Here is a 24667-nt window from a genome sequence, read left to right as displayed (position 1 = left end):
TGGCTACATAGCTCAGTTGGTTAGAGCATAGCATTCATAATGCTGGGGTCCGGGGTTCAAGTCCCTGTGTAGCCACCAAGTACCGAATGACAGATTTCAACTGAAATCTGTCATTCAACAAGAAGCCCGCCTCGTGCGGGCTTTCTTGTTTCTGGCTTCCATCCGGGTCTACCCCCGACCATCGCTCCCGTGTATGCCCTCTCCAATGTTTCAATAAAAATTGAACCGGGAAGTGGGTAAAAGGTTAACGACACGGGGCATGTTCACCGAATGGCTACAAACGTATGCCGGAACGCCTACTCCAGAACCGCAATCGCATCGCCTTCCAGCATGCTCGCCACCCTGATGGCAAGCGACTCCAGTGTGAAGGGCTTCGTCAGGAGCTGCATATAGGGGCCGAGAAAGTCAGCCCTGGTCAACGCGCCCTCCGCGTAACCTGTCAGAAATAAAACCGGCAGGCGCGGCCTGAATTGTTGGAGAATTTCGGCCAGTTGACGACCGTTCATTCCTGGCAACCCGACATCCGTGAGCAGAAAGTCGACCTTTTCCAGGTCGTTGAAAACCCTCAAGGCCTCTTCGCCGTCACGTGCGACGTGAACCCGGTATCCAAGCTCCTCCAGAACTTCCTGGTTGATCAAGCGCACAGAGTCGTCATCTTCGACCAGAAGAATAACCTGGCCCTGCCCCGTGCTGAATTCCGGGGAAGTAAACGGTGGGTCCGATTCAACTTGCTTATGTTTGGGCAAGCAGATTGAAACGGTCGTTCCTATTCCGACGGTGCTTTCGATTGAAAGACGTCCATTGCTTTGATTGGCAAACCCATAAACCATCGATAGTCCCAAGCCTGTGCCTTGACCAATAGGCTTGGTTGTGAAGAAAGGCTCGGTTACCTTATCCAGCATATCCTTGGGAATACCATGCCCTGTATCGCGCACCTGCACGCACACATGCCGTAAAGGGTCGTCCTGATCGTCCTGTTCCACGCACGCAGCAATGGTTAACTCACCGCCATGCGGCATGGCGTCTCGCGCGTTGATCACCAAATTGAGTACGGCGTTTTCCAATTGGTTGGCGTCTGCAAAAATCCAGGGATCTTCGCGACTCAAATCGAACCTGATAATGATTTTTTCATTGACTGTTTTCTGCAGCAGATCAGCAAGAGCGTTGATGAGTTTATTGACCGACACCGCTTTTTCATCAAGGGACTGGCGTCGGGAGAACGCCAGCAATCTATGAGTGAGTGACGCGGCCCTTTGGGCTGAAACGAGTGCGGCGTCCATGAATCGCTCAACGCCCTCAAATCGCCCCCGGGCCATTCGGAGCTTGATCAGATCAAGCGAGCCGATCACCCCGGTCAGCATATTATTGAAGTCGTGAGCGATTCCGCCGGTCAATTGACCTACGGCTTCCATCTTCAAGGACTGTCGTAACTGCTCTTCGGCGCGGGCTCGCTCTTCACTCTCGGCCTTGAGCTGCTCAACCGCAGCGTTCAGCTCTTGCGTTCTGGCTTTGACTTGAACCTCTAGTTCTTCATTGAACCTGCGTAAATTCAGCTCAGCCTGTTTTTCGTCGTTGATATCGACGATGACGGAGGCCGCACCAATTATGTGGTGCTTTTCGTCATACAGAGGCACAGCACTGACACGCATCCATGACTCCCCACCTCCATCCTGGCGATGATAAAAGTCCACGCCGGTTGCCGCATCCCCTCTCAATGCCCTGGCACCAGGGAACATGACGGGCTCCAGGCGCTGACCTTGCGCATCGAGCCCTACCCAGCGTGCGGCACCATCTGGCTGCCTGGAAGGGATCACATTCTCCGGCACATATTGGCGATACAAAGGATTGCTTACCAGGGAGGTCCCTTGAGTGTCCATGAAGCACACTCCAACCGGGATGTTTTCGAGCAGGATCTGCAACCGGGTTCGTTCTTCAGCCAATTGAATGAGACTTTGGCGCATCTCGAACTGACGCTCACGTGCTCGCCAGGCTGCGGCGATCGCGCTCAATAACGAGGCCGAGCTGAGAGGGCGCTCCAGAACGATTACATGTCCTGCCGATTTTGGCAGCCTGCGCCTGGCCATCTCGGTGTCTCGCCCAGAACGCCCTTTATTCGACGCGAGCAAGATGACAGGGATCTCCGACCATCGCGGTTGCAGGTCCAAAGCGTTTCCGAAACTCAGCACATCCCCGGAAAGGCTCTCTTCCGTGAGTATCACCAGGCCGGTGCTTTCACCCAGGGCAATTGAAAGCGAGGTCAGGTCGTGGTGGGCTTGAACGGGGTAAATATCGCCGAGCAGTTTACCAAGGCTGATCGCATCGCCCTTGAACGGCGCCACAACCATCAGGGTCTTGCTTTCAGATAATTGTTCAGTCGCCACGCTTTCGCTCTTCCATCAGCGGAAGGTTGGCACCGAAATACTCTGGAGTACCCGTCAAGACGCCGCGAAAATCGACTAATGGTGCACCGACACGAATACCCTTGGAATCAATCCGGAGTTCGCGAATCGCGTCCTCATGGGCTCCGGTGCGGTGTTTCAGAACAGAGATGGCTTTGCGCAGACGCCCTTGCGCCTCGAAGAAGCGAATGAGGATGACTGAGTCCGCGACATAGGAAATATTCAGGTTGGTTGACATCGACCCTACCAGACCATGCTGAGGGTTGATCAAGAAAGTAACGACACCCAGTTGGCTCAGGTATGAAAGCAACTCGTGCATCTGCAAGATCAGTTGCTGTTCCTGCGGCATCGCCGCCATGTAGCCGTTAAGGCTATCAACAACGATCATGGTACTGCCGCGCTCTTCGACCTCTGTGCGAACCCGCCACGCAAATTCCCCGGGAGAAATCTCGGCAGGATCGATTTGTTGAATGAGCAACTGACCGCTCGATACATGGCGACTTAGCTCCATGCCCATGCTGTCCGCCCGGGAGATCAAAGTAGCGATGCGCTCATCGAATTCGTAGATGGTGCATTTTTCACCTCGTGCGCAGGCTGCCGCCAGATAGGCAAGGGTTACGGTGGTCTTTCCAGAGCCAGCAGGCCCTGTGACCAAGGTACTGGTTCCCCTGAGCGGGCCACCGACCAACAAGTCATCCAGTTCCTTCACGCCGCTAGGCACAGGCTCCGCTTTGAATGGGACATGGTGAGTGGCCGCAATCAACCTCGGATACACCTCCAACCCGCCTCTGCGAATCGTGAAGTCGTGAAAGCCTGCAACAAAGTCAACGCCTCGTAACTTTTGCACCTGAAGTCGCCTGCGGGCGGCACCGAAATCCAGCGTCAGCCTCTCAAGCGTGATCACTCCGTGGCATAAGCTGTGAAGATGGTTATCTCGTTCACCCGTGGAAGCCGTGAGATCGTCCACAAGCAGGACCGTGATGTCCCGACCTGCAAAATATTGCTTGAGCGCCAACACCTGGCGACGATAACGCAGAGGATCCTGAGCCAGGAGCCGCATCTCGGAAAGACTGTCGAAGACTAGCCGCCTGGGCTGAAGCTTATCGACTCGCTGCTGAATAAGCTTGATGGTATCACCCAGCTCCGCCTCCCACGGATGCAGGATAGACTGCTCGTACTCATCGCCCAGCACTTCCTCCGTTGAGGAAAACTCGAACAAATCAATGCCGTTTAATGACCAGCCATGTGAGTGAGCGACGCTTTCAAGCTCTTCGCTGGTTTCTGAAAGCGTGATGTACAAGACAGGCTCGCCGGCCTTGACCCCATCGAGCAAGAACTGGAGACCCAGCGTCGTCTTGCCTGCTCCAGGCGTGCCCTCGAGTAAATAAAGCCTGTTGTTTGGCAGACCACCTTTAAGGATCGAGTCAAATCCGGCATTGCCAGTTGAGACAATCGGGCGAGGTAGCTTCATTTTAGCCTCAAGGAATAATGTGAGAGCACGTGCAGGCCCTGCAGTATGGGGCTCCCCTCAAAGCTGCGCCATTGGCAGATGAACCTTTTTCAAAATAAATTGAACTTTAAGCGAAAAAAGATTTCGTCAATTAAAATCGATAGCTCTCGTGAATATGCAATGACGCTATATTCCGCAGTTTATTCGCACTGTCGGTGCTTAAGCTGGAAAGCTGAATCAGCGCATTCAACGTCGTCTGCCTGGTCTATGCTCGAAAATGATGGTTCATGAAGGGCCAGCATTTTTCACAAGGAGCAAAGCATGCGCAAACTCGTACTCTCAATGACTGCCGCTCTCTTCCTCGCTGGCGCTGTGGTGCCCGCGGCCTTTGCAGAGAGTGAGCTGGAAAAGGGCGTCCGACACGATAACCGTGAGCTGGATAAAGGTGTTGATCATGACGCCAAACAAGTGGACAAGGGCGTCAAGCACGATGCTGACGAGGTCGACAAAGGTGCAAAGCATGATGACAAGGAGCGTCACAAGGCTGACAAGCACGTCGATAAAGAGGTTAAAAAAGATCTGTAAAAAAAGCCTGCCACTGAGCAGGCTTTTATAGTCGGACGATGTGGGGCGGTTCAGCGAACCCGCTAAAACACTCACACTATCGCTTGCAGATTACCTGCCGCAAAAGCCGGGCCCCGTATAAAGGGCCCGGCCTCTGTCACTGGATGTACGGTCAGATCTTGAAGCTGTCGACCAGTTGCTTCAAACGACCTGCTTGTTGCGAAAGCGCAGCACAATCCTTGAGGGTTTCATTAAGATTGGCCACACCTTGCTGATTAAGTGTGTTGATCTGGTTGATATCGATATTGAGTGTTTCCACAACCGCGGTCTGCTCTTCCGTGGCCGCGGCAACTGACTGGTTCATGCCATCGATATCACCGATGCGGCGCGTTACATCGCGCAGACGACTGCCCGCCTGATTGGCAACTTCGACACTTTCCTGACTCGACACCTGGCTTTCGTTCATGTTGAGCACGGCATGCTGAGACCCTGTCTGCAGGCCGCCGATCATCTTGTGAATTTCATCGGCCGATGTCTGCGTGCGATGCGCAAGGTTGCGCACTTCGTCGGCCACCACGGCAAAACCGCGTCCGGCTTCACCCGCGCGGGCCGCTTCGATGGCAGCGTTGAGCGCCAGCAGGTTGGTTTGCTGGGAGATGCCTTTGATCACATCCAGAATGTGGCCGATGTTGTCGGTACTGGCGTTGAGCTGCTCGATCTGTGTGCACGAGTCACTGATTTTGGCGGACAACGTACTCATGGCGTGGATGGTTTTTTCGACCACCACCTGACCGTCTTCAGCCTGGGTGCGGGCCTCACTGGCCTGAATCGAAGCGTCCGAGGCGTTGCGAGCAATCTCCTGAGTGGCCGCACCCAGTTCGTTGATCGCAGCGGCAACGCTGTTGGTACGGGCGCTCTGCTCGTCAAAGCCGACGATTGAAGAGTTGGAGGAGTTGACCACTCGCTGCGACAGGTCATGCACCTGCAGCGTTGCGGAGGAGACTTCCGCAATGGACGCGTGCACGCGCTCCACGAACTGATTGAACGAGCCACCCAGCTCGGCGAACTCGTCCTTGCCCTGAATGCGCAGACGGCGGGTCAGATCACCCTCGCCCTGGGCGATGTCCTGCATCGCACGACCCATGTCGGTCAGCGGCCGCATCAGCGCACGGATCAGCAGGCTCAACAGCAAGGCAATCACGGCCACCGCAATCAGTACGGCGACCATCGCCGAGCTGCGGAACTGGCTCAACGGTGCATAAGCCTTGTCCTTGTCGATCGACAGACCAATGTACCAGTCGGCCGAAGGCAGCCCGGTGATCGGGGTAAACGACAGCAACCTCTGCTGACCATTGAGCGTGACCTCACGCAGGCGCGCGTCCAGGCTGAGGGGCTGGCCCGGGTAGACGTCCTTGAGGTTTTTCATCACCTGTTCCTTGTCCGGGCTGACAATGATCTGCCCGTCCCCGCTGACCAGAAAGGCGTAACCGAGCCCGCCGAACTCCACCGAGTTGATGATCTTGACCAGCGTGTCCAGGCTCAGGTCACCGCCAGCCACGCCAGTTATCTGGCCTGCAGTCTTGACCGGGCTGGCGATAGTCACCACCAGGCCGCCCACGGAAGCCAGATAAGGCGGACTGAGAATGGTTTTACCGGCGTCGACGGTGGACTTGTACCAGGGCCGCTGACGCGGATCGTAACCCGCCGGCATATCGACATTGGGCCGCTGGGTGAACGCACCTTTGCTGTCACCGACGTAGGTGAACTGAAAGGTCGACACCAGCGAAGACTGCGAAACCAGCCCGCTCAGATCGGAATTGACGCCCTGGAAGGCTACGTTCTGGGTGAGGTTTTCCAGCACCAGAATGCGTCCGCTCAGCCAGTTCTGCACGCTGCTGGCTGTCAACTGACCCGCCTGGCTCACCGAGGACTCAAGGTTCTGATTGATGGTGGTGCGTTGCAGGTAGTCGTTGTACAGGGTGAACAAGGCAAAGGCCAACACCACAACACCGGCCGCAGCCAGAAGAATTTTATGACGAAACTTCAAATTCATGACAAGGCATCTCAACGTGACGGGAAGAAGGTTCAGAGGCCAGAGCAACTTGCGACATAAAAATGTCACGCACTGCAAAAAGCAATGAACCTGAAGCGGATAAGGTTTCCACTGTCGCGAGCATAGACAATATTTTGCCGCACCCTATGAAAGGCGGCGCTCTATTTCAGTCTTTTCAGCGGTTCTTTATAGCGGTTCGTCTCCGCAGACGATAGGGCTTGAAAACGTATTTCAAGCGTCTTGAAACTTTCTCTTTTTTTTATTTCAGCTTGGCCAGCACCTGCCGATAGTGTCTGTATAACATACCCCGCCCCTGACCTGTATGCCATGCCTTTCAGGGGCTCTACTGCTTTTAAATGGCTGTTGTTGGAGAATTCAATGAGTAGCTGGTTTGCAAACATCAGCGTCAATATGAAACTGGCCCTCGGTTTCGGTCTAGTACTTGTTTTTACTGCGATTCTTGCGCTGACTGGCTGGACCAGCATGAGCGGACTGATCAATCGCAGCAACTGGATGAGTGACATTACTTCGCTCAACTCCCAGTTGACCAAACTGCGCGTTACCCGTCTGCAATACATGGTCGCTGACGGTGACGAGAAAGTCGCCGAAACCGTTCAGGTCTCGCTGGACGGCTTCAAGAACTATCAGCAAAAGCTGCTGACCTCGTTCAAAAGCCCCGAAAACGTAAAAATGCTTGAGCAACTGGGAGTGGTGATCGCTGACTACCAGAAGTCCCTGAACAACATGCGCGGCGGCTACAAGGCAAGCATTGTGGCGCGTGATGAGCTGGCCACGTATGCCGGCAAAAGCATTGATGTGTTTGAGCTGCTTCAGGCTGAAGTGAAAAAAATGGACCCTGCCGATGCCAATCGGTTCGAGCAATACCAGATCGTCACCGACGCAAAGGAAAACCTCAGGCTCGCGCGTTATGAGGTGCGTGGCTACACCACCAACCCTACGGCCGAAACTGAACAGACCGCCGTTGCAAGGCTGGATTCTGCCATCAAGGATCTGGATACGCTGAAAACGACGTTCAGCGGCACCCAGGCTGATCAGCTCAAGCAGCTGGAAACCTCGCTGGCCGCGTACCGAAAAGCCCTGCAGAGCTTCAAGGCCGCAACTGCCGACATCGCTCAGGCTCGCAAGGAGATGACCGTACAGGGCCAGGATATCGTCAAGATCAGCGAAGCCATGTACCAACTGCAACTGGATCGTCGTGATCAGGAAAGCGCACAGGCTCGCACCACGCAGATCACCTGTACGCTGCTGGCAATTATTCTGGGCATGATTGCAGCAGTGATCATCACCCGGCAGATTACCCGCCCCCTGCAGGAAACCCTGGCAGTGGTCGACCGTATTGCATCCGGCGACCTGACCCAGACTCTGGCAGTCACTCGTCGTGACGAGTTGGGCGTTCTGCAGCAAGGCATTCAACGCATGGGCAGCACCTTGCGCGAGCTGATTGGCGGTATCCGCGACAGCGTTGTGCAGATCGCCAGTGCTGCCGAAGAGCTGTCAGCGGTTACCGAGCAGACCAGCGCCGGCGTCAACAGCCAGAAAGTCGAAACCGACCAGGTGGCGACCGCCATGCATGAGATGTCGGCCACGGTTGCAGAAGTGGCGCGTAACGCCGAACAGGCTTCGCAGGCAGCGTCCAACGCCGACCGCGAAGCGCGCGACGGTGACAAGGTCGTGGGCGAAGCGATTGTGCAGATCGAGCGTCTGGCCAACGAAGTGGGTCGCTCGGCCGATGCCATGAACCAGCTGGAGCAGGAAAGCGACAAGATCGGCAAGGTCATGGACGTCATCAAGGCTGTGGCCGAACAAACCAACCTGCTGGCCCTTAACGCAGCCATCGAAGCGGCCCGCGCCGGGGAAGCCGGACGTGGTTTTGCCGTGGTTGCCGACGAAGTCCGCGGCCTGGCACAACGCACGCAGCAGTCCACAGTCGAGATTGAAACGCTGGTTGCAGCCCTGCAAAGCGGTACGCGTCAGGTTTCCAGCATCATGCTGAGCAGCCGCGAACTGACCGTCAGCAGCGTACAGCTCAGCCGTCAGGCAGGTACATCGCTGGGCAGCATCACCGAGACAGTCTCCAACATTCAGGCAATGAACCAGCAGATCGCTGCCGCAGCCGAAGAGCAGAGTGCTGTAGCCGAGGAAATCAGCCGCAGCATTATCAATGTCCGCGATGTGTCCGAGCAAACCGCCTCGGCCAGCGAAGAAACCGCTGCCTCCAGCGTCGAACTGGCACGCCTTGGCGGGCAGTTGCAGACGATGGTCAGCCACTTCCGGATCTGATATTCCGCAACAACCTTCAAGCCCGGCTTTTGCCGGGCTTGTTTGTTTCAGGCAGGTGTAAAAACAGGTTTGAATTCAACATAGCGAAGCAGCCCGGAACGTTTCCGGGCTGCGGGCATATGACCTTCGTCGACGGCATCAAGCCTGCGGCGGCTGTCCGTTGGACGCTGACAATCCGCCATCCACCGGCAAATTCACGCCAGTCACGAAGCGTGCGTCTTCACTTGCCAGAAAGGCGATGACATCGCCGACATCTTCAGCTTCGCCTGGACGCCCCAGCGGGATGCGCTCCATGAATTTGGCCATCAGTGCCTTGTCGCCGAGCATGTCTTCCGTCAGCTCGCTGCGAGTCAGTGACGGGCAGACGGCGTTGACACGCACACCGTCGGCACCGTGGTCCATCGCCAGCGCGCGGGTGAAATTGGTGATTGCACCTTTGGCCGCGTTGTAGAAGCTCATGCCCCAGTCGCCGCCCAGGCCGGAAACCGACGAGACGTTGATGATGTTGCCTTTACTGGCTATCAGCGCCGGCATGGCGGTACGGGTGCAATAGAACACGCCATCCAGGTCCACTGACATCAGTTCTTTCCAGTCGTCTACGCCCAACTCGGTCACTTTGCCGGACTTGACGATACCGGCGTTATTGACCAGCACATCCAGACGCCCAAAGTGTGTGGCGACTTCCTTGAACAGCGCTTCCACATCGCTTGGGTCCGCCACATCGGTAGCACGGACCAAATGCCCTTCGCCCGACAGTTGCGCGGCGACTTTGTCCAGCTTGTCGCGATTACGGCCTACCAGTACAACGCTTGCACCTTCCTGGGCAAAACGCTTGGCGGTAGCTTCGCCGATCCCGGAACCGGCCCCGGTCACGACAACAACTTTCTGGGTAAAACGATTCATGCAGCAGCTCCAAAAAAATAATGGGGTTATGAGGTGGACTGCCCGGTTGCACGCAGCGTTCAGTCAAAATCATTCACTGCTTTATGAGGGGTTAAAATCAGGTGAATCGGTAAACCTCGACTAACAGCGCGTTGACAAATCGAGACTGCGCTGCAAATATCACTGCGGTTGTACGACAACCTATAACGCCAAAAATAAAAACAAGACTGGGCCAACCATGAAAACTCTCGTCTGTACGTCTGCGCCACCGATTATCAAAGCCTCATCTATTCCGGCCGTTTCGCAGCACCCGACATCCTTTCAGATTCACAACATTCGCTGATACATGGCGAACGGTACTCGGCCGTCTGTCGGTCGAGGCCATGCCTGGCAACAGGCATCACGTAATCCTCAAAGGTGTCGGCTGCTGCTTGCGCGCGGCCAGAAAAGAGGACGGTTTCGATAAACGAGGGAGCAAAACAATAATGACATCTCACACTTCCCGCTCACGCATCCTGCTGGGTGTTGGCGGCATGGCACTGATTTTCCCGATGCTCGGCATGGCAGAAGGGTTCGTCGACGATACCAAAGCCACACTTACGCTGCGTAATGCGTACTTCAACCGCAACTTCACCAACCCGGCCTTTCCCAACAGCGCAGCGCCGCAGAACAAAGCCGAGGAATGGACACAAAGCTTCATTCTCGACGCCAAGTCGGGCTTCACCCAGGGCGTGGTCGGTTTCGGGGTTGACGTGCTGGGCCTGTATTCGCTCAAGCTCGATGGCGGCAAAGGCACCGGGGGCACTCAGTTGCTACCGATCCACAGCGACGGTCGCCCGGCCGATGATTTCGGCCGTCTGGGCGTTGCAGGCAAAGCGCGGGTTTCCAAAACCGAACTGAAAGTCGGCGAATGGATGCCGGTGCTGCCGATTCTGCGCTCCGATGACGGTCGTTCGTTGCCGCAGACGTTCCGCGGTGGTCAGGTGACGTCCAAGGAGATCGACGGCCTGACGCTGTATGGCGGGCAATTCCGTGGCAATAGCCCGCGCAACGATGCCAGCATGGAAGACATGTCGATGAACGGACGAGGCGCGTTCACGTCCGATCGCTTCAACTTCGGCGGTGGCGAGTATGTCTTCAACGACAAGCGCACTCAGGTCGGTGTCTGGTACTCGGAGCTGCAGGACATCTATCAGCAGCAGTTTTTCAACCTGCTGCATAGCCAACCGCTCGGCGACTGGACCCTGGGGGCTAACCTGGGTTACTTCATCGGCAAGGAAGACGGAAACAAACTGGCCGGCGACCTCGACAACAAGACCGCCTACGCACTGCTCTCGGCCCGCTATGGCGGCAGCACGTTCTATGTCGGCCTGCAAAAGCTCACCGGCGATACCGCATGGATGCGCGTCAACGGCACCAGCGGTGGCACGCTGGCCAACGACAGTTATAACTCCAGCTACGACAATGCCAGGGAAAAGTCCTGGCAGTTGCGCCATGACTATAACTTCGCGGTGCTCGGCGTACCCGGCCTGACCCTGATGAACCGCTATATCAGCGGCGACAATGTGCATACCGGCAACATCACCGACGGCAAGGAATGGGGACGGGAGTCTGAACTGGCGTATACCGTACAAAGCGGTGCGCTCAAGAACCTGAACGTCAAATGGCGCAACTCCAGCCTGCGTCGCGACTTCAGCACCAACGAGTTCGACGAGAACCGCGTGTTCATCAGCTACCCTATTTCGCTGCTGTGAAACCTGTGGCAAAGCCTGCCTGAAAGCTCGTCTGCAGGGGCAGGTTTTGCCTTGTTACAAATGTGTTCGCACAGGCGGGCATACAGGTCGTTTTTATACTTTGGCCGCGTTGACAATCAGCGTATGCGGTGCCGATAATTCGGCAAGTCATACGACAACAGATGACAAAAATAACAATCGGGACTTTTCTCATGGCATCGGCTCATACCACTCAAATTCCCTTCAATCGCCTCCTGCTGACCGGCGCGGCAGGTGGCCTGGGCAAGGTATTGCGCGAAACACTGCGCCCTTACACAAAAGTGCTGCGACTGTCCGACATTGTCGAGATGGTACCGGCAGTCGACGACAGTGAAGAAGTTCAGGTCTGCGATCTGGCCGACAAGAACGCCGTGCACCAACTGGTCGAAGGCGTCGACGCGATCGTGCACTTCGGCGGTGTGTCAGTCGAACGCCCCTTCGAGGAGATCCTCGGTGCCAACATCTGCGGTGTGTTCCACATCTACGAAGCGGCCCGTCGTCATGGCGTAAAACGCGTGATCTTCGCCAGCTCCAACCACGTAATCGGTTTCTACAAGCAGACCGAGACCATCGACGCACACTCCCCTCGCCGCCCGGACAGCTACTACGGTCTGTCCAAGTCATACGGCGAAGACATGGCCAGCTTCTACTTCGATCGCTACGGCATCGAAACCGTCAGCATCCGCATCGGCTCGTCGTTTCCTGAACCGCAGAACCGTCGAATGATGAGCACCTGGCTGAGCTATGGCGACCTGACCCAGTTGATCGAGCGCTCCCTGTACGCGCCAGACGTTGGCCATACCGTGGTCTACGGTGTTTCGGACAACAAAACCGTATGGTGGGACAACCGCTTCGCCAGCAAACTGGACTACGCCCCCAAGGACAGCTCGGAAGTTTTCCGCGCCAAGGTTGAAGCCCAGCCGGAGCCTGCGGCCGACGACCCGGCGATGGTTTATCAGGGCGGTGCGTTTGTGGCCTCAGGCCCCTTCGGCGATCAATAAACAGCCCCTACCTGTTGAAGAACTCTGCTTGCAGACGTTGGAGATACGACCTGTCATGGATGCCGAACTGATTGTCGATGCACAAAACGCCACAGGCGAAAGCCCGGTCTGGAGCGCACGTGACCAGGCGTTGTACTGGGTAGATATTCCGAAAGGCACGCTGCAGCGCTGGAGTTTCGCCGACGGCAGCATACGCACCTGGAAAGCGCCGCAGATGCTGGCCTGCATCGCGGCCGACAGCCGCGGCGGCTGGATAGCCGGGATGGAAGACGGCATTTATCATCTGCAGCCCATAGAAGACGGCAACCAGAAAAACGGCAGCCTGATCAGTACTCTTCTGGCTAGCGTCGAACACGCACAGACAGGCATGCGCTTCAACGATGGCCGATGCGACCGGCAAGGACGCTTCTGGGCCGGCACCATGCTGATGGACATGGCAGCAGGCGCAGTGGTAGGTGCGATGTATCGCTACAGCGCCGGGCAGAAGACACTCGATGCCCATTTAAAGGACTTCATTGTCCCCAACGGCCTGGCGTTCAGCCCGGACGGCAAGACCATGTACCTGTCCGACTCGCATCCCAGCGTGCAGAAGATCTGGGCTTTCGATTACGACACTGATAGCGGTACGCCGCACAACCGTCGCCTGTTCGTGGACATGAACCACCACCTGGGCCGCCCCGACGGTGCAGCAATCGACACCGATGGCTGCTACTGGATCTGCGGCAACGACGCGGGCCTGATCCACCGTTTTACGCCCAACGGCAAACTCGACCGCTCGCTGGTCGTGCCGGTCAAAAAACCGGCCATGTGCGCCTTTGGCGGCCCCGATCTCGAGACCTTGTTCGTAACGTCCATTCGCCCGGGTGGCGATATCAGCGACCAGCCATTCGCCGGTGGTCTGTTCGCTTTGCGCCCTGGTGTCAAAGGCCTGGAGGAACCCGTGTTTCAGGGCTGACAGTGCCCACCGAAAATCCCATAGCTCGACCAAAAATAACAACATCGGAGATATCCATGGATTTCAAACGCAAGCTTCTCATCGCTGCACTTCCGTTGGCCTTCTGCGTGTCAGGCATGGCCCAGGCAGAAGTCAAAATCAAGTTCGCCGAGGTTCACCCCGCAGGCTACGCGCCGGTCGTGGCGGAGCAGAACATGGGCAAGAAACTCGAAGAACAGTCCAAGGGCGAGATCAGTTTCAAGATGTACGCGGGTGGCGTGCTCGGTTCCGAGAAGGAAGTCGTTGAACAGGTCCAGAGTGGTGCCGTGCAGATGACTCGCGTCAGCCTGGGCATCGTCGGCCCGGTCGTACCGGACGTCAACGTCTTCAACCTGCCGTTCGTGTTCCGTGATCAAGCGCACATGCGCACGATTATCGACGGCGAGATCGGCCAGGAAATTCTCGACAAGATCACCAACTCGCAATTCAACATGGTCGCGCTGGCCTGGATGGATGGCGGCACACGCAACCTGTACACGAAGAAACCGGTACGCCAGATTTCCGACCTCAAAGGCATGAAAATCCGCGTACAGGGCAACCCGGTATTCATCGAAACCATCAACGACATGGGCGGCAACGGCATCGCCATGGCCACCGGCGAAATCTTCAGCGCGCTGCAGACCGGCGTGATCGATGGCGCGGAAAACAATCCGCCGACCTATTACCAGCATAACCACTACCAGAACGCGAAGTTCTTCACGATTACCGAGCACTTGATTCTGCCCGAGCCCATCGTGATGGCGAAAGCCACCTGGGAGAAGCTCAAGCCGGAGCAACAGGCTCTGGTGAAAAAGCTCGCGCGTGAAGCGCAAATGGAGGAGCGCGCGCTGTGGGACAAGTCGTCAGCCGACGCGGAAACCAAGCTCAAGGCTGCTGGCGTGGAGTTCATCACCCTGACGCCGGAGCAGAAGAAAGCCTTCTACGACGCCACCCAGCCGGTGCGTGACAAATTCGGTGCGCCCTACAAGGATTTGATCAGCCGTATCGAAGCGGTCCAGACCAATCCGGCACTGGCTGCACCGAGCACCCAAGCGGCCCAATAAGCCTGTCCGATTATGCTGCGCGAATGAGTGAAAGCTCGTTCGCCGCCGCAGTGGTGAGCCCATGAAAAATACGCTATTGCGCATCAACGACACGATCTATCGGGTCTGCATCGGCATTGCCGGTCTGTCCGTGCTGATCATGACCCTGATCATCCCCTGGGGCATCTTTGCCCGTTACATACTCGGCAGCGGCTCCAGTTGGCCGGAACCCACGGCCATTCTGCTGATGGTGGTATTTACCTTCTTCGGAGCCGCAGCCAGCTATCGCGCCGGTGCGCACATGGCCGTTTCTATGGCCGTGGACCGTATGCCGCAACAGGTACGCCGCAGCGCTTCATTGCTCGTGCAGATCCTGATGGCGATCGTCGCCCTGTTCATGATCTTCAAGGGTTTCAAGCTGTGCGCCACCACGTGGAATCAGTTTGTCGGTGAGCTGCCGTTTCTGAGGGTCGGCATCACTTACTTGCCAATCCCCATTGGCGGCATCGTAACCCTGATTTTCGTGTTGGAAAGACTGTTTCTGGGCGACCAGAGTCATCGCGCGGTGATGCGCTTCGATGTCATTGAAGAAAGCGAAGGTGCCGCATAAATGGACGCTTTTATACTGCTGGGCAGCTTCATCGCATTGATCCTCATCGGCATGCCTGTCGCCTATGCGCTGGGGCTTTCGGCCCTGATAGGCGCCTGGTGGATCGATATTCCGGCCGATGCGCTGATGATCCAGATTGCGGGCGGCGTGAACAAGTTTTCGCTGCTGGCAATTCCATTCTTCGTGCTGGCCGGGGCAATCATGGCCGAAGGCGGCATGTCCCGACGGCTGGTCGCCTTTGCCGCTGTGCTGGTGGGTTTCGTGCGCGGCGGGCTGTCGCTGGTCAACATTGTGGCCTCGACCTTCTTCGGCGCGATTTCGGGCTCTTCGGTGGCCGATACCGCGTCGGTAGGCTCGGTGCTGATCCCGGAAATGGAACGCAACGGCTATCCTCGGGACTTCTCGACGGCAGTGACCGTCAGCGGTTCGGTTCAGGCCCTGCTGACGCCACCCAGTCATAACTCGGTGCTCTATTCCCTGGCGGCGGGCGGCACGGTATCGATTGCTTCGCTGTTCATGGCCGGGATCATGCCGGGGCTGTTACTCAGCGCAGTGATGATGGGCCTGTGCATGATCTTCGCGCGCAAGCGCAATTACCCCAAGGGTGAAGTGATTCCGCTGCGCAAGGCACTGAAAATTGCCGGGGAAGCGCTCTGGGGCATGATGGCCATGGTCATCATTCTCGGCGGCATTCTGTCGGGGATCTTCACCGCCACCGAGTCGGCTGCCATTGCTGTGCTCTGGTCATTCTTCGTCACCATGTTCATCTACCGCGACTACAAATGGCGCGATCTGCCCAAACTGATGCACCGGGCTGCACGGACCATTTCCATCGTGATGATTCTGATCGGTTTTGCCGCCAGCTTCGGTTACATCCTGACGCTGATGGAAATCCCGATGAAGATCACCACGGCATTCCTGACCCTGTCAGATAACCGCTACGTGATCCTGATGTGCATCAACGTCATGTTGCTGCTACTGGGCACCGTGATGGACATGGCCCCGCTGATTCTGATCCTGACTCCGATCCTGTTGCCGGTCATCGTCGGTGTCGGCGTCGACCCGGTGCACTTCGGCATGATCATGCTGGTGAATCTGGGGATCGGGCTCATAACGCCGCCGGTGGGTGCGGTGCTGTTCGTCGGTGCCGCGGTGGGCAAAGTCACCATTGAAGCCACCGTGAAAGCCTTGCTGCCGTTCTATGTCGCGCTGTTTGTGGTGCTGATGCTGGTCACCTACATTCCCGCCATCTCGCTGTGGCTGCCGAGCGTCGTGCTCTAACGTCATCCGTTGCAACGCTACCGGAGCGCTCAAACCGCTCCGGTATGCACCTCTGTTGTCCAGCCAAGGAGGCTGGTTGCATATGTCTGCCCCTGCCCTGTTTCCCCGCCACATTGCCGTGCTGATCCTGGCATTGCTGGCCTGCTCGTTTGCCGGCAACCACATTGCGGCACGCATCGCTTTCGATCATGACACCGGCTTGCTGCTGGCCATTCTTTGCCGCTCCGGCGTCACCCTGCTGGTGCTGGTCAGCCTGGTGCTCTGGCAACGTGAAAAGCTCAGTCTTCCTGCCAGCACCTGGCGCTGGCAATTGCTTCTGGGCTTGCTGATCGCGACTCAGAGTTTTTGCATTTATTCGGCGGTAGCCCGTATTCCGGTGGCGCTGGCATTGCTGGTGGTCAACGTCTCGCCGATTCTGCTGGCGCTGTTGACCTGGGCACTGGGCGGCGCAAGGCCCACACGACGTGCCGCAGGCCTGATGGCGTTGATTCTGTTCGGCCTGACGCTGGCGCTGGATGTGCCGCATCGGCTGTCAAACCCTGGCAGCAGCGAACCGCAGTGGCTGGAAGGTATCGCCTATGCGTTTACCGCAGCGGTGGTGTTCGCCTTTGCGCTCTGGATCACCGACAACAAACTGGCCAGCATGCGCGGCACGGTGCGCAGTATGCTGACCATGGTCGTGGTGTTCGCGGCGGCTGCGCTGGCCGGTGCCAGTGGCCTGTTGCCCGGTGGCGTGGATCTGCCGTCAAGTCGCATCGGCTGGACTGCGCTGGCCAGTCTGGTGGTGCTGTACGGGTTGGGCTTTTCGCTGCTGTTCATCTGTATGGCGCGGCTGGACATCGCCCGCAATGCGCCGGTAATGAACATCGAGCCGGTGGCGAGCCTGCTGTTCGGCTGGCTGATTCTCGATCAGTTGCTCAGCAGCGGCCAGGTCATCGGCGGGCTGATCGTCGTCAGCGGTATCGTCCTGTTGACCTGGCGGCGCGCCACGCCACCTGCCTCTCAATCATCCGGCCCGTCATCCACGAAGGTTTTGCATCATGCCCGCGAACGTACTGACCCTTGAAGATGGTCTGACCCGCCTCACTCTGGCCCCCGACATCGGCGGCAGTATCGTCAACTGGACCATATTGGCCAGCGGGCACCCCTTGCTGCGCCCGAGCGACGAACAGGCACTGGCTGCCGGTACACCTCGCCGACTGGCCTGCTACCCGCTGGCGCCCTGGTCGAACCGGATAGGCAACGGCGGTTTCGACACCCCGGATGGCTGGCTCGCACTGGCCCCCAACAGCGCCAACGACCCATTACCGATTCATGGCAGCGCCTGGCAACAGGTCTGGAGTGTTACCGAGCAGACCGCAGAGCAGGTCTGCCTGCAACTCGACAGCCAGAAGCCGTTCGCCTACCGCGCGCAACTGCGCTACACCCTGCAAGACGGCAAGCTGGGCATCGAACTGACCACTACCCACCTGGACAGTCGTGCCGCCTGGCACGGGCTGGGCTTGCACCCTTACCTGCCGCGCACGCCCCACACACGCCTGCAGGCCAAGGCTGCGCAGGTATGGCTGTGCGACGAAGCCGGTTTGCCCAGCGCCTTGCAGGACCTGCCAGCAGAATGGGATTTCCGACACGGCAACGCGCTACCCGACACACGTCTGGACAACGGTTTCACCGGTTGGGATGGCGGCAGCCTCATCAGCCAGCCGGACCTGGGCTATGAACTGCACTGCCAGGCTACCGGCAGCGACTACTTTCTGGTGTTCTGCCCGCCAGGGTTGGATTTCTTCTGCTTCGAGCCGGTCAGCCACCCAGTCAACGCACATCATTTGCCCGGGCGGCCGGGATTGAGCCTATTACGTCAGGGGGAGTCGATGGAGTTAACGATCAGTCTGCATTACAAGCCCTTGTAGCAGGCTTTATGCGTGCATGCTCCATGCCTTTCGTTACGGGGTAATCAACAGTGTTGAAAGACCGCTGACGCGGGTAACGCCGGTGGCGGTGTCGCAGCTGTCGTTCAACGTTGACTGAAGATTGCCAAGTAAAAATGTACTTGTCGCATTGGCGCCTTTATAACGGCCATCCACAATTGCCCCGACACCAACAATGGTCGTGTTCAAAGTACCAATATTATTGATCGTCGCGTTGAACTTGTAAGTGCTGGTGACTCCATCGCTCCAGCTAATGACCCATGTTCTGCTGGATGTTGGTAGCAGTAACGACTCGCAGGAAAACGTAGACTGGAAGCTTTCGCTGGACGAAGCGCTGGCAGCCAAAGGGAATGAGAGCGAAACACACGGGTTCCAACTGCTCGTCGTCGATACAACAATCGTCTGACTGGTGTTGGTCAATCCTGGCGACCAGTTTGTAGTATGGGTTCCTTTACAGGTAACCAGATTTACAGCCTCAGCCTGAGCTCGCCAAGGTGCAAAAAGAAGCCCCATACAAATGATAACCAGCAGTACACAGGCCAGCTTGGCCAGCGTAGATGAAGCACGTGCAACGTGAGTGTCCATAATGGTCTCCCTGACCTTGATAGCATCCAGATCACAGGTTAAGCAGCCAGCTGCTCATAGCGCTACTGGCAGAAATGACAGCGACTGTCTGCATGACTGGACCGTGGTCATTGTCATGGCCGCACCTGTAAAATTCCTCCACGCCGCTCGTCATATCCTGTGATCCACTCCCCATCCCGTTGCGTAACACCTCTGCATTGCGAACCAAAACCAGACAATGGTGATCAGAAGGTGGATCATGCGCACTACTGCCAGTCTCAGGATCTTCTGTCACTTGTCCCCCCCTCACAGCGAACCGACAATAACCCGACTTTGGATTGATGAAGTCACCGCCGTGGCCCGCCAGAGGGACCGCGAAAGCTTCATGCGCATCTACGATTACTTTGCGCCGCGCTTATTGCGTTATCTGACCGGGCTGAATGTGCCGGAGGGGCAGGCTGAAGAATTGGTGCAGGAAGTGCTGCTCAAGCTGTGGCACAAGGCCGACTCCTTCGACCCGACCAAGGCCAGCCTGGGAACATGGCTGTTTCGCATTGCCCGCAATCTGTACATCGACAGCGTGCGCAAGGACCGCGGCTGGGTGCAGGTGCAGAATTCGCTGGAACAACTCGAGCGCCTGGAGGCCCCGGTAGATCGAACGCTCGATTATAGCCAGCGTCAGGAGCAACAACTGAACATTGCCATTCAGAACCTGCCTCCCGATCAGGCCCGGGTGTTGCGCATGTCGTATTTCGAAGCGCTCAGCCATCGGGAAATTTCCGAACGCCTTGGTATGCCACTGGGCACGGTGAAATCGTGCCTGCGCCTGGCGTTTCAAAAATTGCGTTCGCGGATAGAGGAATAATGATGAGCCCACGACATCATCCGGATGACGCGACTCTGGTCAGCTATGCAGCGGGAGCGCTGTCGCAGGTCCTCGCGGTGGTGACTGCGGCACACCTCGAACGCTGTGCCGAGTGCCGTGCGCGACTCAGGCAGGCCGAAGAGATTGGCGGTGTGTTGATGCAGCAGCACATCAGCAGCGTGGTGCCACTCAAGGGCAGGTCGGCAATGCTCGCGCGTCTCGATGAACAGCAAACGGGCGCTGAACCGTCAATGTATTCGATGCCGGCAGCCAATCAGGACCCGGACTTGCTACCTGCCTGCCTGCACGCGCATTTCGGTCGACAGCTGAGCACACTGAAATGGAAGACACTGGTTCCTGGCGTGCAACGAGTGCGTGCGCAAGGTATTGAACAAGGCAAGTTGATGCTGCTGAAAATCGCCCCCGGCGTCAGCATGCCGGTGCACAGCCACGACAGCGGCGAGATGACCATGGTGCTCAAGGGCGCGTACCACGACATACAGGGAGCGTTCGGGCTCAATGACGTAGCCGATCTGGACAGCCACATCCAGCATCAGCCCGTCGCCTACCCTGACCGGGAATGCATCTGCGTGCTGGCGACGGAATCAAGGCTGCGCTTTCACGGGCTACTGGCGCGGATGATGCAGCCGTTCTTCGGGATCTGAAAAACGGCTCCATAGTTGCTCTCAGCGCTGGACACTCACCCCCAGCGAAGCCAGTGCATCCCAGTAACCCGGGTAGGTCTTGCCGACACAATCGGGGTCGAGAATGCGGATACCGGCGATCTTCAAGCCTGCCAGCGCAAAACACATGGCGATGCGATGGTCGGAGTGGGTGTCGATCAATGCATCTACCGTAGTACCTGCCAGCGCCGGGTTGGCGTGCACCAGCAGATCGTCGCCCTCTTCTACCGCAAGGCCCGGTGCGATGGCGCACAGGCCGTGGGACAGTGCTGAAATACGGTCACATTCCTTGACCCGCAGGTTGGCGATGCCGACAAAGCGCACTGGCTGACGGTTGAAGGCGGCGAGTACCGCCAGCGTCGGAATCGCGTCCTGCATTTGCGAGCCGTCGATCACGGCAGGCATGTTCGGGAAGCTTGCGATGATCTGACTGGCCAGGGCATCAGGCTGAGTGAATGCGTCGCTGGCCACGCCGAGGTCGATATCGCCCTCGGTCAATGCTTGCGCGGCCCACAGGTAGGTGGCCGCCGATGCATCCGGCTCGATATGGAAGTCCGTAGCGCGATAACCAGTGGCCGAGACTTTCCAGGCGGTTTCGCCGATGGCCTGAACCTCGGCGCCGAAGGCCTGCATGGCCGCCAGGGTCAGGTCGACGTAACCACGTGCGCCAATCTCGCTGCCGGTCAAGGCGACTTCGACCGGGCCCTTGCCGCAGGCTCCGGCCATCAGCAACGCCGACACGTACTGGCTGGACAGATTGCCATCGATTTCAATACGTCCGGCTTCCAGGCCGCCCTTGCCCTTGATCGCCACCGGAGGGCAACCGCTGGGCGCACTGACTTCCACACCCATGCGCTGCAAGGCATCGACCAGCGGGCCGATCGGGCGCTTGCGCATGTACTCGTCGCCGTCGACCACAAAGTCGCCTTCGAAGTTGGCCAGTGCAGCGGTCAGAAAGCGCGTTGCGGTCCCGGCGTTGCCGAGAAACAGAGCCTGCTGCGGTGCCTGCCAGTGCCCGCTGCTGGTGACCACAAAGGTGCTGTCATCCGGCTCGTCGACCTGCACGCCCATCAGACGCAGTGCTTCGGACATCACGCGGGTGTCGTCACTCTTCAACGCGCCGGTCAGGCGGCTGGTGCCTTTGGCCAGCCCGGCCAGCAACAATGCGCGGTTGGTGATCGACTTGGAGCCCGGCGGGCTGACGCGCCCGACCAGCGGGCGCTCGACAGGCAAAACAGTGAGGGTGGCTTGAGGTCGCATGATGTCCCTGAGCGTCAGCGGAAAAATCGCGATCCTAGCACGAGCGGGATCAAGCCCGCAGTGCGGTTTTGCTGCCCCGACGAGCCAGACAGCCGTTTACTTTTGTTCAGCACCCGACAGTTGCTGCAGCTTGTCATTGGCTGCCTGCAATTGATTGCGGTTGGCTGCCACGTCGGTGACGTCATAGATCACCAGGCACACATGGCTGATCGCTCCGGTGGTTGAACGCAGCGGAAACAGCGTGGTGTTCTGGTACATGAACTCTTCGTGCCCGGTGATCGGCTGGTAATTCTTGAAGCGCACCAGATACGGCCGCTGTTCCCAGATGGTGAACGCCGGTGTGCCAAGGGTCACGACGTTATCGATTTTCTTGCTCAGCCATTGGCGGTTAACCTCCGGAAACAACTCGAAGAAGGTCTTGTCGATGGCCACATAGGGCACCACACCGGAGCGGTTTTCCATGAAGGTATTCCAGACCGTCACCCGGTAGTTCAGGTCCAGCACCACAATGCCTACGTCAATGTTCTGCGTGACGGCCAGCAACCAATGAAGCTCGTTGATTTCGATAGCGTTGCTCATGGGTCAGCTCATCATGTAGGCGAGTTTTTTGGTAAGCAGCTCGACCGAATCTTCGGTGAACAGCATCAACAGATCGAAATGAATGTTGTGGCCTTCCACGCTGTAACTGATTTCAACCGCCAGGGTCTTTTTCCAGCGTTGCTGATTGATGCGGATAAGCTCGTCGATGCCACCCTGCGCGCCCAGCAACTGCGGATGGCCTTGCGAAAACGCGATGTCGATCTGCTCGGCAATACCGCTCAGGCAGGCACCGATCAGGATCGTGGACAGGTCCAGAAGCATCTCCATGTTGGAGCTGTCGGAGTTATCGTCGCCCATCAGTTTCGACATGCCGGATATTTCCGAGTCATGGAAAATCAGCAGCGCTTCACCTGCAATGCCGCCACCGATGTAGCCCTGACACACCGCCGTCAGACGCTGATCAGCATGGGCATCGGCCAGTGCCATGTGCAATTCGCCGACTTCGAGCATGTTGACGTTGGGCACCGGCAACTGCACGAACACGCCCAGCACCTTGGCCAGCAACGCCGCAGCGCGGCCCATGGCAACGTTGATGGTTTCGCGGAAGGCATCCTGAAAGCTGATCACCCCGCCCTTATTGTTGAGGGCCGGCAGCGCAACAGGTGACGCCGCCGGCTTGCCCAGCAGGCCCAGGCGTTCCAGCGTGCTCTTGAGTTCGTCCGGGTCGGCAGGTTTCTTCAGAAACGCCAGCGCGCCCAGCTCCATGACCCGGCGCACCGCTTCGTCCTGCACGTCGCCCGACACCACAATGACTTTGGTGTCGAGGTTTTCGGCACGAATCGCCGTCAAGGTCTGGTAACCGTCCATCACCGGCATGGTCAGGTCGAGCAGCACCACCTGGCCCTGGCCTTTACGGATGGCCTCAAGACCTTCCTGCCCCTGGGTAGCGAGCGTTACCGATACATCCCAATCAGCAGGCAGGGCGCGCAACAGCTGCTTTCGCGCCATGTTCGAGTCATCGCATATCAATAGTGCAAGCGTGGACATCGTGTGGTTCTCACTGCAAAAAAATCAGGCTGACAACGGCGGACAGCACGTATACGTTCGACAGCACTATCGAAATCGACTGACACTGAGCCTATAACGCTCGATCAGCAACATTCAAACTAAACCTATAGCCTTAAGTCGGCGATGTTTGCAGTTTCTGTAATTTAAGTCGCTTTCTGTTGCTGCAAATCACTACCGCGACCACCCAAACCAGCCTATTATCAAGTGATAGATTTAATAGTAATCACTCGATAGACAGGTGTGTCCATGTCTCTGCCTATAAGCGACTACCATCCGGCCCTGCCCCGGCAGGACGATTTCTGGCAGCATCTGGGTATTCCGGCCCGTGGCACGCGGCTGTACTCGGCGCTGCACGACGGTTTGCCGTATGAAGTCTTCGAACGTCTGGCGCATTACACCGACCTGAACCGCTCGACCCTGGCCGAGCACTTGGGCATCGCTCCCGCCACCTTGCAGCGACGCCTCAAGGTGCGCCGCTTCAATGCCGAGGAAAGCGATCGGCTGTTCCGCCTGGCAGCGGTTTACAAAGCGGCGCTGGACCTGTTCGAAGACGATGCCGAAGCGACCCGCCTGTGGCTGGCCAACCCGGTCTATGGGCTGGGTAATCGCAGGCCGCTGGAAATGCTCGCTACCTCAGCCGAGGCGCAGGCAGTGCTCGACCTGATCGGTCGGCTGGAACACGGTGTCGTGGCGTGATTGCAGTCTATCGACTGGTAAAGCGCAAATGGCTGGCTCAGGCGTTCGACGGTGAAGGCGCCAAGCTCTATGGCGGACGCTGGAACAGCAAAGGCAACGCCTGTGTGTACTGCGCAGGCAGCGAATCGCTGGCGCTGCTGGAAGTGCTGGTGCACCTGGGCAACGCTGGCGTGGCCCGGCATTACGCGATGCTTGAGCTGCAGATTGGCGAAGAGCACATCCTCAATGCACGGCCGGACACCCTGCCCCCCGACTGGCGCGAAGAGCCCGCACCACCGGCAACCGCCTCGTTCGGCGACGACTGGCTTGCCTCGGGTCAAAGCCTGGCGCTGGCGGTGCCCAGCGTGATCATTCCGCGTGAGTCCAACTACCTGCTCAACGTCCAGCACCCGGAATTCCTGGCCGTTGTGGCAACGGCCAGGGAGCTGGAGTTTGTGGTTGATCCGCGTTTGGGGTGAGTTGGCTGCACGGTTAGCTCGGCTATGGGAGGCTCTTGCTGCTCCATGGGTTCAAAGCAATATACGCCGCGACCAATGCATTCAGCACCTGATGTAACGCCTGAACACTGCGATGGATTATAAAACCGGCAACACTACGTGCGGCCGCTGACCAGTCCTACACCAGCACGCGTTTCAATCGCATGCCTGAAAGCCTGAACAAAAAAGATTGACTATATCTATGTACCGCACTTAGTGATTATCAATACACCTAATATCAAGGAGACATTATTAGGC

22 protein-coding genes, 1 tRNA gene and 2 pseudogenes are annotated in these 24667 nt (G+C 57.6%); 16 read left to right on the top strand and 9 right to left on the bottom strand.

Translation table 11 applies throughout. The features are described 5' to 3' along the window. Window position 1 precedes the first annotated feature (1 nt). A tRNA-Met gene (locus KP808_RS04480) sits at window positions 2-78 on the top strand. 218 nt (window positions 79-296) lie between these two features. Here the strand turns inward: KP808_RS04480 and KP808_RS04475 are convergent. Together KP808_RS04475 and KP808_RS04470 are read right to left on the bottom strand one after the other, a co-directional pair. Further along, window positions 297-2381: a hybrid sensor histidine kinase/response regulator gene (locus KP808_RS04475; RefSeq protein ID WP_230017521.1), complete on the bottom strand. Its 2085-nt coding sequence runs from the start codon at window positions 2379-2381 to the stop codon at window positions 297-299. Continuing rightward, the gene (locus tag KP808_RS04470) at window positions 2371-3870 is read right to left on the bottom strand and encodes an ATPase domain-containing protein (protein WP_230017520.1); all 1500 of its coding nucleotides are present in this window, start codon (window positions 3868-3870) and stop codon (window positions 2371-2373) included. Before KP808_RS04470 ends, KP808_RS04475 begins: the two co-directional genes overlap by 11 nt. Before the next feature lie 300 nt (window positions 3871-4170). Here KP808_RS04470 and KP808_RS04465 point away from each other — a divergent pair, with 300 nt between their 5' ends. Then, the gene (locus KP808_RS04465; protein WP_058400541.1) at window positions 4171-4434 is read left to right on the top strand and encodes a hypothetical protein; all 264 of its coding nucleotides are present in this window, start codon (window positions 4171-4173) and stop codon (window positions 4432-4434) included. 151 nt (window positions 4435-4585) lie between these two features. Here the strand turns inward: KP808_RS04465 and KP808_RS26090 are convergent, their stop codons facing one another. Beyond that, a complete protein-coding gene (locus KP808_RS26090; RefSeq protein ID WP_371875228.1) occupies window positions 4586-5374 on the bottom strand; it encodes a methyl-accepting chemotaxis protein in 789 nt (262 codons plus the stop codon). A 117-nt stretch (window positions 5375-5491) separates the two neighbouring features. Continuing rightward, window positions 5492-6466: pseudogene (locus tag KP808_RS26085) on the bottom strand (cache domain-containing protein); the annotation flags it as partial. Window positions 6467-6793: 327 nt separating this feature from the next. Between KP808_RS26085 and KP808_RS26080 the strand changes: the two are divergent. After that, a pseudogene (locus KP808_RS26080) lies at window positions 6794-7864 on the top strand (methyl-accepting chemotaxis protein); the annotation flags it as partial. Window positions 7865-7903: 39 nt separating this feature from the next. Next, window positions 7904-8767, top strand: coding sequence for a methyl-accepting chemotaxis protein (locus KP808_RS26075; RefSeq protein WP_371875227.1), 864 nt, complete (start codon window positions 7904-7906; stop codon window positions 8765-8767). A gap of 138 nt (window positions 8768-8905) precedes the next feature. Here KP808_RS26075 and KP808_RS04450 read toward each other — a convergent pair whose 3' ends face one another. Continuing rightward, window positions 8906-9670, bottom strand: a complete 765-nt coding sequence (locus KP808_RS04450) for an SDR family NAD(P)-dependent oxidoreductase (RefSeq protein ID WP_122259017.1) — start codon at window positions 9668-9670, stop codon at window positions 8906-8908. Between the two features lie 464 nt (window positions 9671-10134). Between KP808_RS04450 and KP808_RS04445 the strand changes: the two genes are divergently transcribed. The 8 genes from KP808_RS04445 to KP808_RS04410 all read left to right on the top strand — a co-directional run bounded on the left by KP808_RS04445 (window position 10135) and on the right by KP808_RS04410 (window position 18239). Continuing rightward, window positions 10135-11403 carry an OprD family porin gene (locus KP808_RS04445; RefSeq protein WP_058400537.1) on the top strand — a complete coding sequence of 423 codons (1269 nt, stop codon included), beginning with the start codon at window positions 10135-10137 and terminating at the stop codon, window positions 11401-11403. A gap of 191 nt (window positions 11404-11594) precedes the next feature. Continuing rightward, a complete protein-coding gene (locus KP808_RS04440) occupies window positions 11595-12422 on the top strand; it encodes an NAD-dependent epimerase/dehydratase family protein (protein WP_230017518.1) in 828 nt (275 codons plus the stop codon). A 55-nt stretch (window positions 12423-12477) separates the two neighbouring features. Further along, window positions 12478-13377, top strand: a complete 900-nt coding sequence (locus KP808_RS04435) for a glucurono-1,5-lactonase (RefSeq protein WP_122281287.1) — start codon at window positions 12478-12480, stop codon at window positions 13375-13377. 56 nt (window positions 13378-13433) lie between these two features. After that, window positions 13434-14459 (top strand): TRAP transporter substrate-binding protein, encoded by a 1026-nt coding sequence (locus tag KP808_RS04430; RefSeq protein ID WP_058400534.1) that lies wholly within the window; start codon window positions 13434-13436, stop codon window positions 14457-14459. Between the two features lie 61 nt (window positions 14460-14520). Next, a complete protein-coding gene (locus tag KP808_RS04425; protein WP_058400533.1) occupies window positions 14521-15048 on the top strand; it encodes a TRAP transporter small permease in 528 nt (175 codons plus the stop codon). Then, a complete protein-coding gene (locus tag KP808_RS04420) occupies window positions 15049-16329 on the top strand; it encodes a TRAP transporter large permease (protein WP_122281286.1) in 1281 nt (426 codons plus the stop codon). An 82-nt stretch (window positions 16330-16411) separates the two neighbouring features. Continuing rightward, window positions 16412-17395, top strand: a complete 984-nt coding sequence (locus tag KP808_RS04415; protein WP_230017517.1) for an EamA family transporter — start codon at window positions 16412-16414, stop codon at window positions 17393-17395. Further along, window positions 17370-18239 (top strand): aldose 1-epimerase, encoded by an 870-nt coding sequence (locus tag KP808_RS04410; protein ID WP_230017516.1) that lies wholly within the window; start codon window positions 17370-17372, stop codon window positions 18237-18239. Before KP808_RS04415 ends, KP808_RS04410 begins: the two co-directional genes overlap by 26 nt. A gap of 33 nt (window positions 18240-18272) precedes the next feature. Here the strand turns inward: KP808_RS04410 and KP808_RS04405 are convergent, their stop codons facing one another. Next, window positions 18273-18842 (bottom strand): hypothetical protein, encoded by a 570-nt coding sequence (locus tag KP808_RS04405; RefSeq protein ID WP_161936578.1) that lies wholly within the window; start codon window positions 18840-18842, stop codon window positions 18273-18275. A 334-nt stretch (window positions 18843-19176) separates the two neighbouring features. On the opposite strand from KP808_RS04405, the gene KP808_RS04400 reads away from it, so the two are divergent. Both KP808_RS04400 and KP808_RS04395 read left to right on the top strand, forming a co-directional pair. Next, entirely contained in the window at window positions 19177-19686 is a 510-nt protein-coding gene (locus KP808_RS04400; RefSeq protein WP_031595881.1) for a sigma-70 family RNA polymerase sigma factor, read from the top strand. A 2-nt stretch (window positions 19687-19688) separates the two neighbouring features. Further along, window positions 19689-20351 carry a ChrR family anti-sigma-E factor gene (locus KP808_RS04395; protein ID WP_058400528.1) on the top strand — a complete coding sequence of 221 codons (663 nt, stop codon included), beginning with the start codon at window positions 19689-19691 and terminating at the stop codon, window positions 20349-20351. A 21-nt stretch (window positions 20352-20372) separates the two neighbouring features. On the opposite strand, the gene aroA is transcribed toward KP808_RS04395, so the two are convergent. The 3 genes from aroA to KP808_RS04380 form a co-directional block, all read right to left on the bottom strand. Beyond that, on the bottom strand, window positions 20373-21629 hold the full coding sequence (gene aroA / locus KP808_RS04390) for a 3-phosphoshikimate 1-carboxyvinyltransferase (protein WP_004663868.1): 1257 nt from the start codon (window positions 21627-21629) through the stop codon (window positions 20373-20375). Between the two features lie 96 nt (window positions 21630-21725). Next, window positions 21726-22208, bottom strand: coding sequence for a PAS domain-containing protein (locus KP808_RS04385; protein WP_002556144.1), 483 nt, complete (start codon window positions 22206-22208; stop codon window positions 21726-21728). Window positions 22209-22211: 3 nt separating this feature from the next. Continuing rightward, window positions 22212-23216, bottom strand: coding sequence for a response regulator (locus tag KP808_RS04380; RefSeq protein WP_122281282.1), 1005 nt, complete (start codon window positions 23214-23216; stop codon window positions 22212-22214). A gap of 267 nt (window positions 23217-23483) precedes the next feature. Here KP808_RS04380 and KP808_RS04375 point away from each other — a divergent pair, with 267 nt between their 5' ends. Together KP808_RS04375 and KP808_RS04370 are read left to right on the top strand one after the other, a co-directional pair. Further along, window positions 23484-23933 carry a DUF2384 domain-containing protein gene (locus tag KP808_RS04375; RefSeq protein WP_004663867.1) on the top strand — a complete coding sequence of 150 codons (450 nt, stop codon included), beginning with the start codon at window positions 23484-23486 and terminating at the stop codon, window positions 23931-23933. Then, window positions 23930-24391, top strand: a complete 462-nt coding sequence (locus tag KP808_RS04370; RefSeq protein ID WP_004655447.1) for an RES family NAD+ phosphorylase — start codon at window positions 23930-23932, stop codon at window positions 24389-24391. Before KP808_RS04375 ends, KP808_RS04370 begins: the two co-directional genes overlap by 4 nt. The last annotated feature ends 276 nt before the right edge of the window (window positions 24392-24667 follow it).

The organism is Pseudomonas savastanoi (genome assembly GCF_020917325.1).
Classification (GTDB): Bacteria; Pseudomonadota; Gammaproteobacteria; order Pseudomonadales; family Pseudomonadaceae; genus Aquipseudomonas; species Aquipseudomonas amygdali.
The sequence above is the reverse complement of the archived record's forward strand: the minus strand, read 5'-3'. Positions and strand labels throughout refer to the sequence as shown.